This is a genomic window from Mucilaginibacter sp. OK283 (assembly GCF_900110415.1).
GTDB lineage: Bacteria > Bacteroidota > Bacteroidia > Sphingobacteriales > Sphingobacteriaceae > Mucilaginibacter.
The window spans coordinates 329,910-344,468 of the sequence record NZ_FODR01000003.1 but is presented as its reverse complement, the minus strand read 5'-3'; the positions used below and the strand labels follow the sequence as shown (position 1 = coordinate 344,468).

At 43.5% G+C, this 14,559-nt stretch carries 12 protein-coding genes; 6 read left to right on the top strand and 6 right to left on the bottom strand.

From position 1 onward, the window contains the following. Nucleotides 1-13 precede the first annotated feature (13 nt). From BMX56_RS09660 to BMX56_RS09645, 4 genes are all read right to left on the bottom strand, one after another. Nucleotides 14-2,200, bottom strand: a complete 2,187-nt coding sequence (locus BMX56_RS09660; protein WP_090645202.1) for a DUF3857 domain-containing protein — start codon at nucleotides 2,198-2,200, stop codon at nucleotides 14-16. An 8-nt stretch (nucleotides 2,201-2,208) separates the two neighbouring features. Continuing rightward, complete coding sequence (locus BMX56_RS09655) at nucleotides 2,209-4,086, bottom strand: transglutaminase-like domain-containing protein (RefSeq protein WP_090645200.1); 1,878 nt, start codon at nucleotides 4,084-4,086, stop codon at nucleotides 2,209-2,211. 199 nt (nucleotides 4,087-4,285) lie between these two features. Then, nucleotides 4,286-4,816, bottom strand: a complete 531-nt coding sequence (locus BMX56_RS09650) for a hypothetical protein (RefSeq protein ID WP_090645196.1) — start codon at nucleotides 4,814-4,816, stop codon at nucleotides 4,286-4,288. Nucleotides 4,817-4,867: 51 nt separating this feature from the next. Beyond that, nucleotides 4,868-5,530 (bottom strand): SH3 domain-containing protein, encoded by a 663-nt coding sequence (locus BMX56_RS09645; protein WP_090645194.1) that lies wholly within the window; start codon nucleotides 5,528-5,530, stop codon nucleotides 4,868-4,870. Nucleotides 5,531-5,658: 128 nt separating this feature from the next. Here BMX56_RS09645 and BMX56_RS09640 point away from each other — a divergent pair, with 128 nt between their 5' ends. Continuing rightward, on the top strand, nucleotides 5,659-5,991 hold the full coding sequence (locus tag BMX56_RS09640; RefSeq protein WP_090645191.1) for a hypothetical protein: 333 nt from the start codon (nucleotides 5,659-5,661) through the stop codon (nucleotides 5,989-5,991). Here the strand turns inward: BMX56_RS09640 and BMX56_RS09635 are convergent. Next, the gene (locus BMX56_RS09635; protein WP_090645188.1) at nucleotides 5,981-8,341 is read right to left on the bottom strand and encodes a TonB-dependent receptor; all 2,361 of its coding nucleotides are present in this window, start codon (nucleotides 8,339-8,341) and stop codon (nucleotides 5,981-5,983) included. The two genes, BMX56_RS09640 and BMX56_RS09635, sit on opposite strands and share 11 nt — an antisense overlap. 111 nt (nucleotides 8,342-8,452) lie before the next feature. Here BMX56_RS09635 and BMX56_RS29845 point away from each other — a divergent pair, with 111 nt between their 5' ends. After that, nucleotides 8,453-8,647, top strand: coding sequence for a hypothetical protein (locus BMX56_RS29845; protein ID WP_143065414.1), 195 nt, complete (start codon nucleotides 8,453-8,455; stop codon nucleotides 8,645-8,647). Nucleotides 8,648-8,767: 120 nt separating this feature from the next. Here BMX56_RS29845 and BMX56_RS09630 read toward each other — a convergent pair whose 3' ends face one another. Further along, complete coding sequence (locus tag BMX56_RS09630) at nucleotides 8,768-9,676, bottom strand: serine hydrolase (RefSeq protein ID WP_090645185.1); 909 nt, start codon at nucleotides 9,674-9,676, stop codon at nucleotides 8,768-8,770. A gap of 60 nt (nucleotides 9,677-9,736) precedes the next feature. Between BMX56_RS09630 and BMX56_RS09625 the strand changes: the two genes are divergently transcribed. The 4 genes from BMX56_RS09625 to BMX56_RS09605 all read left to right on the top strand — a co-directional run bounded on the left by BMX56_RS09625 (nucleotide 9,737) and on the right by BMX56_RS09605 (nucleotide 14,376). Then, a complete protein-coding gene (locus BMX56_RS09625) occupies nucleotides 9,737-9,943 on the top strand; it encodes a DUF433 domain-containing protein (protein WP_090645181.1) in 207 nt (68 codons plus the stop codon). Nucleotides 9,944-10,431: 488 nt separating this feature from the next. Next, nucleotides 10,432-11,472, top strand: a complete 1,041-nt coding sequence (gene lpxK, locus BMX56_RS09615; RefSeq protein ID WP_090645177.1) for a tetraacyldisaccharide 4'-kinase — start codon at nucleotides 10,432-10,434, stop codon at nucleotides 11,470-11,472. Continuing rightward, entirely contained in the window at nucleotides 11,456-12,271 is an 816-nt protein-coding gene (locus tag BMX56_RS09610; RefSeq protein ID WP_090645173.1) for a purine-nucleoside phosphorylase, read from the top strand. The genes lpxK and BMX56_RS09610 overlap by 17 nt, the downstream gene beginning before the upstream one ends. Before the next feature lie 8 nt (nucleotides 12,272-12,279). After that, a complete protein-coding gene (locus BMX56_RS09605) occupies nucleotides 12,280-14,376 on the top strand; it encodes a putative porin (RefSeq protein ID WP_090645170.1) in 2,097 nt (698 codons plus the stop codon). The last annotated feature ends 183 nt before the right edge of the window (nucleotides 14,377-14,559 follow it).

Here is a 14,559-nt window from a genome sequence, read left to right as displayed (position 1 = left end):
TCCCGACTAACAACTACTTCTTCTCCAGCAAAATCTTCTTAGCGTTATAAGCGGCGGCCGCATCAATCATTTCGACCAGCGCGGGCCAGTCGGCGGCTTTTTCGAAGTTGTGGGCGTAGGCACGGGTTACTACAATATTTAATGTGTTGCCATTTACAGTTGCGGTTGATGAAAATGAGCCTGTTTTGTTCTCTTTTTTAATGTTCAGCTCTTCTATACCTTTAGCTGTATAGCCCTGCGGGATAGCCAGCGACATGGTATATTTAAAACTGCGGGCGCAGGGCATGTAAACGTCAATAGTGCGCTTGCGTTCGGTGTCGTCAAGCTTGTAAAAACCGCCGGTGAGTTTGCCAACGTCAACCAGGTAATTGTTGCCGGCCTTTTTAACCAGGTTGTTGAGCACAAATGACGAGCTGTATTTAAACGCCGGGTTAGTGTTTTCAATCGCCGGGTCGACGATCCTGCAATCCTTTACTTCGGTTGGTTCCTGGTCGTATTTACCCTTAATTTCGGCGGTAAAGGCTTTTAACTGGTCTTTACGTTGTTGTTCAAAGGCATTTGAGTACTCGTCGGCTTTGTGTTTGCCCTTTATCCTTTTTGATAGTTCTTCGCCTTTTATCAGGGTTTGTAAACCTTTGTCAATATCGCCGGCCGGCAACAGGGATTTTTGGTCTTCAAGACGCATGAAACCGCTTTCGCTTACCTGCCGGCTAATTTTTAGCTTTTGCATATCTGTTGGCAGCAGGTTTACCAGTAGCTGTTCGTCAATAAAATTTTTATCGCTTGTTGCAACTGATAACGAATCGTCCTTTTCGATAAAGGTGTAGTACTTGTTAGTAATGCGGTCGGGATACAGGGCAATTACTTTTTCGCCTTCAAAGCGCTCCGGCACTTCACCAAAATGAGTAACCACATTATCAAAACTCATAAAATAGGTTTTGTCTCTTTTTATGCGGATGATAGCATCAAAATCGTTAAAAGTAAACATGTTATCAAGCGTATTGCTCATGCGCGACGATACCATCAACACAGCATGGCTAATACCCAATTGGGTAAGCATCATACTCATGCCTATGGCAGCCGGCACACTGCGGGCACTACGGTAATTCATCCCGTCGATATTTTCAAGCTCATCACCGTCGTAGTTGCAAAAAACCTGGAATTTCCATATATCATACAACACCTTGAGTACGCTATCCGCAGCGTTATTTTTAAATGGTTTGCCGGTGTTAAAATAATCTTTGGTGCGCTTTTCGGCTTCATTAAAGCCAGAGTACTCCTCAAACGAATATTTAAACGCTTTTTTAATGGCCTCCGCACGTGTATCATATGATGCATCGGCGCCGTTGTTAAATGTACTGCCAATTTCGATATAAGGATACTGGCGCAGGGCCGATACCCATATGTTACTTTGGTATTTAGGCATATTGTGCAGCTTAAGGCTCAGCACCAGGTCGCCATCGGCATTGCGGCCGCCATCAAAATGCGGGGCGCCATTGGCATAAATATATTTTACGTCTGTTTTTTTATTGTACTGAAAATCGAGGCTGTAATACAAAACAGGGTACTCATCGGCCAGTACAAAAATATCGTCGTTATTTTTATAGGATGCGTTTTTGCTGTTTTCATCAACATCAACGGTACTCACATAATAATCTAAAATATCGCCCACCTGCAAACCGGGGATGGCCAGTTTGCCCTTTTGGTCTTTGGTTTCGTTTTTAGTTAAAACCTCTTCGCCGGTATTAACAATTATCTCGCTACCGTTTGGCTTAACAATTTTTGCACCGATAAATGTATTATTGGTACTTACAAATTTGGTAAGGAAGAAGGACACGGTTTTATCCAGCTTTTTTTGATACTCCAGGGTTGAGTAATCTTCCAGCGATACTTTATCGTTAATTTTTACACGCTCGTGAAAGGTTTTGAGTTTAACAGTGCGCAGGCTTGCAGCGGCGGTAATAATTAAAAATTTTATTTTGGTGTTTGACGTACGGTTAAGGCTAAACGAGCGTGCCAGCACAACAGCGCTCTCTTTATTCAGGCTATCGGGCACTTTGGTAACTTTAAACTCGGGCACGGTGGTACCCCAGATTTCTTTTTGTAATTGGGCGGCCTTTTCGGCATAAGGCACATTGTCCTGTGCAAAGGTTAAAGTAGTAATGAATAAAAAAAATAGCGAAAGGTAAAGTGGTTTCATTTAATATATCAGTTTGTAGGTTTTAGGATCAGGGTATCGTTGTAAGCCTTGCCCAGCAGTTCCACATCGTGGTTCCATTGCTCAAACCGGGTTTTGGGCAAGCTGGTATTTTTAATAAGCAGGCTTTTTTTGTACACCAGTTTGTTGGTCAGTTGGGTGTAGCTGATGTGAAACTCATAATCGGGGTTCACAATGTTCAAATCGGCAGGTACTGTTGCGGCTTTATAGTTGGCAGGAATATCCAGCTCGGTTTGGCTGTTGATGTTCATTTTATAGGCAAACCAATAATCAAGCTTGCGCACGGCAGGTTTAAAAGTAAAATCGGCCAGTTCCTTCTGGCTGTCGATATTGATGTAATAATCCTTGCTAAAAACGTTTACAGCGTTTTTATGCTCCAGGTCAAACGCGGCTGTCAAGTCCTTATCAGGGTTGGCAGTGCTGCTTAGCTTCAGGTTGTTGATGGTATAATCGTTATTATCATCGGCCAGGTATTTCACCATAGCCTTATCCGTATTTTCGTGTTTAATGCTGTTTAAGCCGCTTAAAATACTTTCCTTATCCTCGCCCTTCCATGTATAATTTACCTTGCCTACAAGGCTGGTACCGCTTACACTCAGCTTGCTCAGTTGGTTGGTTGAGTTTTGTAAAGGCGAGGCATAAGGTATTTTATTCAGGACGTATTTATCGCCGTCTTCCATTAAAACCTGCCGGCCTTGTATGCGCTCGGCATACTCGTTAAGGCTAAGGTAGCTTTCGGTTGCATCAAGGTAATATATTTTCCCTTTGTAATTTAAGGCACATATCATGTGGTTATCAACTGCCATTGATGGGGTTTGGTAATCATAGGCAATGTGTTTGGTACCCAGCCAGCACAGCCGGGCATCATAACCCTGCGATACCAGCAGCGCCTTGGTTAAATTGGCCATTCCTTTGCAATCGCCATATTTTTTGCGCAGCACTTCGTCGGCCTTCTCGGGCTTAAAGCCCGCCATGCCATCTTCAAAGGCAATATACCTGATGTTATCCTGTACATAATAAAATATGGCTTTTATCTTGTCCATATCGGCAGTAAGGCCGGCAGTTAATTCCTTTGCCTTCGCGCTGATTACGGCTTGATCGCCCGCCACGTTTTTAACCAGTTCGCGATACCAGGCATACTGATCGGCAAGGGAGCCGAAATAGGTGATCTGCTTGCCGCCCGGCGCCGCCGATTTACACAACACCAACAGGTGCGGGTAAATATAGGTTGGGCCGGGGCTGTTGGCCTCGCGTTTCATGGCCGGAATATTTGTAAACGAATAGGTGATAACATCGGCATCTTCGCCAGAGATGTATTCGGTGGTTTTTTTTATCCCGAAGGAGTTAAAGTTCATTTCTTTAATACCTATCTTCATCCAGCGCGGAATTTTAAGGCTTACCTCGCCCTGCTGTACTATTGCCGCATCCGAAAAATAGATGGAGGTAAAATACCTGGGGTCATTCAGGGTTTCTTCAAAAGTAACCGTGCCGATGCTTCCTTTTTTGGGCATATCCATCGGGAAGTAGCAAATTTTTGCATCCGAGTAAAAAACATCGTCCTGGCTGTAGTAGGTATAGGTTGGCTTAAACGACCGCAAGTTATGGCCATCAACCTTGCAAGTTACGGCATCAATACTGGTGTTATCGTTATAAAATTCAGATACCGGGTAGCTTACGCCGTAACTATTGCTCACGTAGGTATTACTCAGTTTCTCCTTAATTTCTACACGATTGGCCTGGCCGTTCCATTTAAACTGGTACTCATTTTTTAAGGCGGTTATAGTTACCAGCGAATCGCCTTCTAAAGCAAACGCCCCCAGGGTAAACAGCATACAGCAGGCGTACGCAATCAATCGTTTAAAAATCATATAATTAATCAGAGGATGAAATATAATACTATTATTTGAATTTCGGGGTTGGAAATTTCAATTTGGAATTTGTTATCCATCCTTAAAAACAACCGGGGCACAAACGGATAAAGTATTGATTACCCGTAAAAAAGTCAGTCATTGCTTGGTACCAATGACGGGGGGTATCCAACCATCAGCTCTCCAATCCTGATACTGACTACTTGATATTATTTAAATACTCCTTTGGTATCGGATTGTCTTTTCGTTCTCCGTCAAAAAACCAGGCCAGTATCCAGAAACGGGTACCATCGTTAAACAATTCGATGCTGTTAATACCTCGCTCAATCACGGGGCCACCTGCGACATTGCGCGATTCGTAAGTACTAAATACATGATAAACGCTGCCGAAATGTTCTACCTTACGAGAAATCTCCCTTTCGTCAAAACCATCGCGCGAAAGCATATCATCCGACCGGCGGTGATATTCTTTCAACGTCATATAACCAAATTTTTGTTTGCCTTGCTTATCAATATATCCCGAGCCTACGTGGGCATTGGCAATATGCAGCAGGCTATCGCGCTCGTAGCTTACCTCCTCCCCTTTTTTTACCGTTACTACATCATAATAGGCTTTCATGATACCGTCAAGGGTACTCACGTTATCGCCATATTTGGTTACAACCTGTGCAGTAGTAAACTGCAGCAAACCTATAGTTAAAAACAGGGTTAGAACGGTTAATTTTTTCATGAACAGGAGATATGGTTAGACAGGTTTAAATAAAATCGAATTTAAACAATATCAGTCACAATCGTACGATGATATTTTTATCACACCTGCTTGCTGCTGTTCAACTTTAATGTTTTGCGCAGCATCTGCATTTTTATGTAACACCTTTTCAAAAAGCATCGCTTCATCCAGGCTAATGTTCTTTAAAAGCAGTTTGTGGTCGGCACAGCCGTCAAAATAGGTCTCGGTAGTCACGGCCCCGTTTTTGTAATAAATACTTGTTTCTTTGGTTCCTTTTTTGGGTATCCTTTTCGCAATTTTTAAAACCCCGTAGTTACGCTTAAGGTATGCATCTTCCGTTTCTACAAAGCCGTGATCATCCATTTCTAACGCAGGCATAGCAGACAGATAGCCATTAAACAGGAACCCTTTTTTACCGTTAAACTCCGCCTTTATCCACTTACCATTCAGTTGGTAGGGTTCTTTTAAAGCTGCGGTGTTAAAATCGACCGTTAAGGCCTTAGCTTCTCCCGCTGATTTAACAGGCTTTACAATGGTTCCGTAAGGAATGGTTGCAATGGTTTTGCTCTTGTCGTCGGGATTGCTTTTCAAGTTTACCCCAGCCAGCAACCATACTTTTAGCGATTTGGCCGTGGTATTTGCCTGTGCCACAGCTTTAATGTTGATACTCACGAATAGCGCAGAAACTACTATAATTGCGATAAGTTTTTTCATAGGTAAAAAATACAATGTTATAACAGGCTAAAGATACATAGCTAACATTTATTTAACTACCATAAAATAATAATTAAAACGTTAGTTACCATTTAGTGTTACCCTACTGCACCACAAGCATATACAGTATGATAACCGCCAAAATAATCCGCCATCGGCATAAATTCCACCATTATATTAACGACGATCTTAAGTCGGTTAAAGAGGAAACTTTTTTTAAAATAGTTTTTTCAGATCCCGCAGAAATGGACATGTTTAAAGACTGGATAAAGCAACACGGCGGCGATTACGATTACAATAAAAACGAAAGCCGCCAGGAAGGTAAGTTCCCGGCGGTCCCGATGTTTCATGATGAAATTTGTTGGTGCGATATCATGACCTACTACCTGATGCATGTTGCAGGCTATACCTTTTATTCAACCATTCATCCTTATAAAGGCGAGGTGTACACTAAAAATTAGCGGTTACCGATATCCCGTAAACCCTTGGGTTTCCTAAGTGGGTTGCACCAAAGTCATAGGCATAGTCTATAGCTTTTTTGTTGCCTATATTGCTCTCCCATAAAAACAGGCTATAGTTTTTGGTATCGATGCCAATTTTGGCATTGAATTTACTGTAGCCTTTTTGCTCAATGGTGTTAGCAAGGTCAAAATACTGGTCGCCAAGGTAGCGCCACTCGCCGCGGGCTATTAATCTCACTTTTTGAGGGCCGCCCAGTGCGTAACCGTATTGCAGGGCCAGCATATTGGTAAATTTAGGCGTATAAATTTGCTTGTTGCCTTTTAAATCGACTATTTCTCCGTTGCTGCCAACCGCCAGGTCGGTATAGCGGGCATGGGTATAGCCAAAGTTATTTTCAATTTCCAGGCCTTTTATTGGTGTAGTGCTCAGCTCCACTTCAACACCTTTACTGCTCAGCTTGCCCGCGTTTTTGGTTACGGTAATAGCATCGGGCAATATTAAAGTTGGCACCTGTGCATCGGTAACGCGGGTGTAAAACAAAGCCACGTTGGCACGCAATTTATTATCAAAAAAGTTATTTTTTGATCCAACCTCATAGTTGTTACTGTACTCGGGCTTAAAAGTGTATAGTGGTGGCGATGACGGGTCTGATCCCAGTTCGGTGATACCACCGGCCCTAAAACCACGACTATAAGTTGCATACAGATTATTATTGGCCGAAAGATGGTAAGCCAGGTTAAGTTTTGGTGAAAAGGCTTTAAAATTGGCCGAGGAAGAAGTATCCGACCTTGTAACCATGGCATCGCCGCCATCGGGCTGAAACTCGCCTTTTACACTTTCTTTTTTATGTTCATGATCATAACGCAAACCTGCTGTAATATCAAATTGCGGACTAACAACATAGGTTACCTGGCCATAAACTGCCACGCCAAAATTTCTGTCGATATTGGTATTGATACTGGTAAAGTTGGTTATTGGCGAGCCAACCGCTGCCGCGTCGGCACCAAAATAGGTTCCCTGCTTGTTTGGGGCGTAATGATAAAAACCATAAGCGCCCGCGGTCCATTTTAATTTAGAGGTTGAGGATGCAGGTGAAGTAAACCTAAACTCCTGGATACCTGTACGTACTTTATTCCAGTCGCCACCGTAATTATTTACAACGGATACCGCGTCGATAGGCGAAAAATCACCATCAATAGGTTTGGTATAATAACGGTTATTTACCTGGTAGGATGACTGCGAGGTAAAGTTAAAATCGCTGCCCGAATAATTGATGGCTAATGAAGCGTGGAAGGTATTATCAATCATTTTGGTAGTGGCGTTTTGATCTACCTGGTAAGGCTTACTCAAAGCATCATCCGGCGAACCGGCCAACGTAAAGGCACCGTTATTGCGGTTGTTAAAGTTTTTAACATTAAGCGTTAAAGCCAGTTTTGATGTAGCCAGGAATTTAAGGTAGTAATTACCTAAAAAGAAGTGTTGCTTATCAAAGTGGCTGTTATCAAACGTATTGGTATAAAAGCCATTAAAGCCCGAGTAAACACCGGCCACTCCTAAAAATAATTTATCTTTTATCAACGGTGCTTTTATACCCAGGGTAAAACGCTGCTGGCCGTAGTTGCCAAAATCGAGCCCGGCAAAACCACTTACGGTGTTTGATGGTTGTTTGGTAATGATATTGATAACACCGCCTGTAGCATTACGGCCGTATAGTGTGCCCTGCGGACCGCGCAGCACCTCTATCCTATCTACATCAAGCAACTGTGGGATGTAAGTATCCAGGCCGTATTGGTTTACGCCATCAACATAAGTAGCTACAGCAGGATCATAGGATGTGGTAACTATACCCCTAATACCACTGACATTGCGGCCATCGCCGGAACTGGCCGAGTTTAAGTTAGGGGCAATAGCTGTCAAATCTTTCAAATCCCAAAGCCGGTAATCTTTTATTTGCCTGGCCGATAAGGTTGTAACACTGAAAGGCACTTTTTGGGCATCCTCCTCGTATTTTTGAGCCGTTACGGTAACTTCATCCAGTTGGTTACTGGCATCTTTCAATTGAATACTTATTGGGCGCATAGTGCCGCTTAAAACAATCGATTGGCTTTTTGCAGCATAACCAACGGCACTGATGCGCAGGATATAGCTCCCGGATGCAATATCTTTTAATGAGAATTTCCCGTCCTTATCGGCAACAGTACGGTAATTGGTATTCAGCAGATAAACAGTAGCGCCGGCAATTCCCTGGCTTTTTTCGTCGGTTATAGTGCCCGATAAGTTGGCAATAGTTTGTGCTTTTACTATAATACTAAGTATAAGCAATACAAATAAAGTAAGTGTTTTTTTCATTTAATTGGTTGTAACTGGTATGTGTATTTTTAACACATTGATATAATTGCCAATTATAACAAACGGCATCCATTTAACTGCAAAGCAAACAGAAATTTTACTTAATTATTATTGGTTCATATCCCTGCGCTGTCATTGGTCATTGTCGCTGCGCTTGTCATTGGTCATTTCGCTGCGCTGTCATTTGTCATTGGGCTGCGCTGTCATTGGTCATTGGGCTTTTCTATTAAAAAACAAGATGGTAAAAAATCACCAGACGGTGGATTGGAAAAGGCTGTGCCTTTTCCAATGACCAATGACCAATGACCAATGACCAATGACCAATGACCAATGACCAATGACCAATGACCAATGACCAATGACCAATGACCAATGACCAATGACAAGCGCAGCGACAATGACTGCGCAGCGACAATGACTGCGCAGCTATTCATTCAGCATAAATTTATCTACACCTTCGGCGGGTTTCCAGTTGCTGGCGGGTTCGTAGTAATGCCATAGCAGGGCCGATATTTTTTTGATGAGCAGGCCGGCTTCGTTACTTGTTCCCCAGCTTTGATCGGTATTATGGTTGGTGATAATCGAGAATACGTAATCGCCATGAGGCGCGTTTACCAGCACAGTTTCTGACCGCGACTCATCAACCGCGCCCTGCTTAGATATGGTGTGCACATACGGTGGAATTTGCGACAGGGCGTGCTCGTCCCAGTAAATCCTTCCCATGTTACGGTACATCCTTTCGCTGGCGGCGGGACTTACAGCTTCGCCTTTTCTGATCATGGTAAACATGCGGCACATTTCATAGGGTGTGCTAACGCCCCAGCCATAAATTTTGCGGATAGCCTCGCGGCCGGCCACACGCGAGTTTACACGCATTGCTTTAAAACCATTTTGTTGCAGCCAGTTGTTAATATAATTGCCGCCAACCAGTTTTTGCAGCCACAGGCTTGCGGTATTATCGCTCATGGTTATCATTAGCATGGCCACTTTACTAAGCTGCACGGTATCCTTATCTTTGAACGAGCCTAAAAGATCCTCTCCGGCATATAAAAGCGAGTCGCGGTAAACCAGCTTTTGGTTATAATGCAGCTCGCCCTTCTCTATCTTGTCCATCAGTCCGCACTGAATGCTCACCTTAATCATACTGGCTGTAGGGAACAGCGTATCGGCATTAATAGCAGCGGTTTTACCCGTTTTAAGGTTTTGTACATAAATACCTGCCTGGCCATGAAAACCTTTAACGGCATCCTGTAACTGCGCAGTTAGTTTTTTATCGGTTTGGGCGAAGGTGGCGGTGGTGAGGAGTAAAAAGAGGGTGAGAAGTTTGAGTTTCATGAGTGAATTGTTTATCAGATGCAAAATACTCAGTAAAATCAATAATCGTATCTTTATGATATGGATATTCAACAGGTTGTCAATACAGATCAGGATATTTTAAGCGGGACACCGGTATTCGCCGGTACGCGCGTGCCAGTCGAGTCGCTTTTTGATCATTTAAAAGCTGGAATTTCGATTGAGGAGTTTTTAGACGAATTCCCCTCGGTTAAAAAAGAACAGGCAATGTTTTTGGTTAATAAAGAACAGCAATTAAATTTCCTGTAAGCGGTTTCGCCTAACATCTAAATGCAACGCTGCGACAAATAGCCTTTAAATTTTTAGATTTGTTCCTTCTTTAAAGCATAAATGAATAAACCATTGATTCCATGTTATTGCGAGGAACAAAGCATTTGTGGGCAAAGTACTACAAGCCCGCACAGTTTGCGATTGCCACGGTACGCTACTCATGATATGTTGGATAGCGATACAAACACCGGCTTTGAACGCAGGCTAATATTCACCCGGCGAGGCTACGCCCGCCACCCTCTCTCCGGCTTCGCCGCAAAGAGGGGTTTGAAATTTCATTATTTTAGTTTTTTTAATACCGCGTTATTTACAATTCAAGCCCCTCTTTCCACCGCAGGTGAAGAGAGGGTGGCGGGCGCAGCCTCGCCGGGTGAGTCTTCGTCGCCATGCGCGCCCTATTTTGCCTTCAGAGTTTCACGAAATTTCACTACTACTAAACAAATGAGGCCTAATACTATTTACCCCATATGAAACTCCTCCGCTGGCTTCTGCTCCCCTTTTCGCTCATTTACGGCCTGGTTGTTACCATTCGTAACTGGTGCTATGATGCGGGGGTATTTAAAAGTACCGGTTTTAACCGCCCGGTTATTGTGGTGGGAAACCTTGATGTAGGCGGCGCCGGCAAAAGCCCCATGACCGAGTACCTGATCCGGTTATTCCAGGATGAAAAACCAACAATACTTAGCCGAGGGTACGGCCGTAAAACTAAAGGCTTTTTGCTGGCGGGCGATAACCCGCAGGCATCGGTAATAGGCGATGAGCCTGCCCAGTTTAAACATAAATTCCCGAAGGTTACCGTTGCGGTTTGCGAAAAACGGGTAGCGGGTATACAGCAGTTAAAAGATAAATACAGCCTGGTAATTTTAGATGACGCCTACCAGCACCGGGCGCTTAAACCCGGCTTTAGCATTTTGTTGTTTGATTATAACCGCCTTAACCAACCGCGACTGGTATTACCTACGGGTAACCTACGCGAGCCGTTTAGTGGCCGCGAGAGGGCCGATGTTATTGTCATTAGCAAATGCCCGCCAACATTGGCAGATGCAGAAATGGCTATCATAAAAAAGCACATTAAGCCCCTGCCCAACCAACAGTTATTTTTTGCCTGCATAAACTACCTGGCGCTGCAAAACGTGAATGGGGCCACGGTGTATCAAAACATTGATGAGCAAACCGCCGTGTTTTTGCTTACGGGTATTGCCAATCCGATGCCTTTGTTATCGCATTTAAAAAACCATACATCTATCATCAATCACCATAAATATCCCGACCATCACCAATTTACCTTAAAAAATATCAGTAAACTTGCCGATGATTTTTTTGCCTGTACATCACAAAAAAAGTTAATCATCACAACAGAAAAGGATGCGCAGCGTTTAGGGGAACAGGAATTGCAGCCGGCCATTAAAAAACTACCTGTTTTGGTATTGCCAATAGGTATTAGTTTTTTAAATAACGGCAAACAGCAGTTTGATAATTTAGTAACCAAATATGTTAGACAATATTGAAAGCACCGCCCGGTACATTAAAAACCGTATAGGCGATTTTGAACCCGAGGTAGGTATAATTTTAGGCACAGGCCTGGGTGGCCTGGTTAAGGATATCGTTGTAGAAAAACAATTGATGTACTCCAACATCCCCGATTTCCCAATCTCGACATTGGAGTTTCATTCGGGTAAGTTGATATTTGGCACACTTGGCGGTGTAAAAGTGGTAGCTATGCAGGGGCGATTGCACTATTATGAAGGCTACAACATGCAGCAAATCACCTTCCCGGTTAGGGTGATGAAATACCTGGGCATTAAAACCCTTTACGTATCAAATGCCAGTGGAGCCCTTAACCCCGCCTTTAAAAAAGGCGACCTGATGGTTATTGCCGATCATATTAACCTGCAACCGCAAAACCCCCTTATTGGCAGAAATTATGAAGAGCTTGGCCCCCGTTTTCCGGATATGAGCCAGCCTTACCAGCGCACCTTAATTGATAAAGCTTTAAGTATTGCCGCGACAAACAATATTACCTGCCATAAAGGAGTTTATGTTGCTGTAACCGGCCCCAATTTAGAAACCAAGGCCGAGTACACTTATTTAAGGATCATTGGCGGCGACGCAGTAGGCATGAGCACCGTACCCGAGGTTATTGTGGCAAATCATATGGGCATACCCGTATTTGCTATATCGGTATTAACAGACGAAGGCTTTACTGATGTGCTGGAACCGGTATCATTAGAAGAAATTATAAGGGTAGCCGAGGAAGCCGAGCCAAAACTGACCCTGATCCTCAAAAATCTGATAGCCGGTAATTAGTGTAATTAATGCATCATAAGCTCAAATATATTTTATTGTTCCTGTTGTGCTTTGGCATACAGGCGGCTTTTGCACAATATGGCCAGGTAAACCGGGCAAGGCCGCTATCAACGCGCGATACGGTAAAAACTCAACGGAAGGTTAGTGACGATGAACTGCTGGATAGCCTGCGCAAAAAAGAGGACAATAAAAAAGACTCTGTAATTTTCAGCGCCAAATTTATCCGCGTGACGATGGAGCGTTTCCTGAGCGACAGCACACAAACTTTCGCGCTGGATACCGGCATCTATAACTTTGAAAATTACAGTCCGCTTACCGATCCCCGCCATCCGCGCATCAGCCTTGGCTACAACGGCGTATCACAACGAAGTATGCTGTTTGAGCCCGACCAAACCATTGGTTTCAACACCGGCCTGCACTCGCTGGATGTGTATGCCATAAAACCGCAGGATATTAAATATTATAACGCCAGGGTGGCGTACTCCAACCTCACGTTGTTTAACGGTTTTGGCAGTTCGGCCGAGCAGGTTTTTAAAATCATCCACACCCAAAATGTAAAACCAAACTGGAATGTGGGTTTTAACCTTAACTTTAACGGATCGCGCGGATTTTATAGCACCAGCAGCGTGTTGCAGCAAAATGTGAGCGATGTAAATGCTGCTTTTTTTACCTGGTATCAATCGCCCGGCAAGCGTTATAATTTACTGGCCAACATCATTTACAATAATTTAAAAGCGCCAGAAACGGGTTCAATCCTTAACGATACCATTTTCACAGGCAAAAGCAATTCCCTGTTCTTTAAAAACTCGGCCCCCGTGCGGCTTCAAAACAGCTATCAGCAATGGACAGATAAAAGCCTGTATATAAAGCAGTTTTATTACCTGGGCCGTATTGATAGTTTGAACAAAGGCAAGGATAACTCCAAAATTTTGCCTACCCAGCGTGTAGCGCACACCTTATTTGTTCAAAACAGCAGTTATAATTACCTGCAAACAAACCAGCCCGATACTTATAATGTATTCCCCGATTATTATTACAGCTATAACCGGTCAAGAGATTCGCTGTCGGTAACGCATATTCAAAACGAATTCTCGTATAGTTTCTATCTCCGGAGTAAATCGGTAAAGTTTGTTAAAAACGAGGTAAAGCTCGATCTGGGCCTGGTACATGACCTTTATAACTACGCGCAATACGTAAGTGACACCGTACTAAACCAGTATGGATATAAGTACATCCATCAAAATAAAATGCAGAACAATACCTTCCAGGACATTACCCTGAAAGCCAAATTCAGCTACCGTTTTAGCGACCGGCTCGGTCTTGAAGGCGACTTTAGACAGATTGTTCAGGGCCGCGACTTTGGCGATTACTTTTACGGTGCAAAACTTAATGTTGCAGGTAATGATAAAGCAGGCAAAATTATTTTGGAAGCGTATTCGCAAAACAGCTCACCGCCGCTCATTTATACCAACTGGATAAGCAACCACTATATTTTCCACAACAGTTTCCAAAACCAAAAAACAACCAGCGCATCGTTTAGCTATATCAACAACCCCTTGCAGCTTGATATCAAGGCCGAATACTTTTTAATTGCCGGGTACATGTATTTTACGGCCCAGGATGGCGGTATCGACGCCCATCCTGCCCAGCTGAGTAATGATATCAACCTGCTTAAGATAAGTGTGGGTAAAAATTTAAGCTACCACAGCCTGCATTTTGATAACTACGTGGTTTACCAAAAAACAGATTATCAATCAACCCTGCGCACCCCCGAAGTTTACACTTATAGTAACCTGTATTTCAGCAAAACACTTTTCAACGTACTTAAATCAAACTTTGGCGTAAGCGTAAGGTATAATACACCGTATGTGGCACCGTCATACGCAGTAGGGATTGGGCAGTTTTACAACGGGCCCGACGTTACCTTTACATCGTATCCCGTAGCATCGGTTTATTTTAAAGCCACCCTGCAACGCACCAACCTGTTCCTGATGTATGATTATGCCAACCAGGGCTTGCAAAGCAAAGGTTTCTACACCGTAAACCGCTACCCTATGCAAGATCATTTGCTGAAGTTTGGTGTTAGCTGGACGTTTTATAATTAGCGGTTCAGTCTGCAGTGGGCGGTTTGTAGTTGGCAGTAATTAGCAGAGTGCGGTAAGCAGTTTGACAGTAAGCAGCCTGCATATATTATCTTGGGCGTATCCCTGCGGGCCGGGCTAATCGCTCATACTGCACAGGCCTTATTCACAGGGCCGGTATCCGCTTTTATCCCTTACGCGTTTGTC

Excerpts from the sequence above, each read along its gene's own strand:
- BMX56_RS09660 (WP_090645202.1), bottom strand. The coding sequence starts at position 2,200 with ATGAAACCACTTTACCTTTCGCTATTTTTTTTATTCATTACTACTTTA.
- BMX56_RS09655 (WP_090645200.1), bottom strand. The coding sequence starts at position 4,086 with ATGATTTTTAAACGATTGATTGCGTACGCCTGCTGTATGCTGTTTACC.
- BMX56_RS09650 (WP_090645196.1), bottom strand. The coding sequence starts at position 4,816 with ATGAAAAAATTAACCGTTCTAACCCTGTTTTTAACTATAGGTTTGCTG.
- BMX56_RS09645 (WP_090645194.1), bottom strand. The coding sequence starts at position 5,530 with ATGAAAAAACTTATCGCAATTATAGTAGTTTCTGCGCTATTCGTGAGT.
- BMX56_RS09640 (WP_090645191.1), top strand. The coding sequence starts at position 5,659 with ATGATAACCGCCAAAATAATCCGCCATCGGCATAAATTCCACCATTAT.
- BMX56_RS09635 (WP_090645188.1), bottom strand. The coding sequence starts at position 8,341 with ATGAAAAAAACACTTACTTTATTTGTATTGCTTATACTTAGTATTATA.
- BMX56_RS09630 (WP_090645185.1), bottom strand. The coding sequence starts at position 9,676 with ATGAAACTCAAACTTCTCACCCTCTTTTTACTCCTCACCACCGCCACC.
- BMX56_RS09625 (WP_090645181.1), top strand. The coding sequence starts at position 9,737 with ATGGATATTCAACAGGTTGTCAATACAGATCAGGATATTTTAAGCGGG.
- lpxK (WP_090645177.1), top strand. The coding sequence starts at position 10,432 with ATGAAACTCCTCCGCTGGCTTCTGCTCCCCTTTTCGCTCATTTACGGC.
- BMX56_RS09610 (WP_090645173.1), top strand. The coding sequence starts at position 11,456 with ATGTTAGACAATATTGAAAGCACCGCCCGGTACATTAAAAACCGTATA.
- BMX56_RS09605 (WP_090645170.1), top strand. The coding sequence starts at position 12,280 with ATGCATCATAAGCTCAAATATATTTTATTGTTCCTGTTGTGCTTTGGC.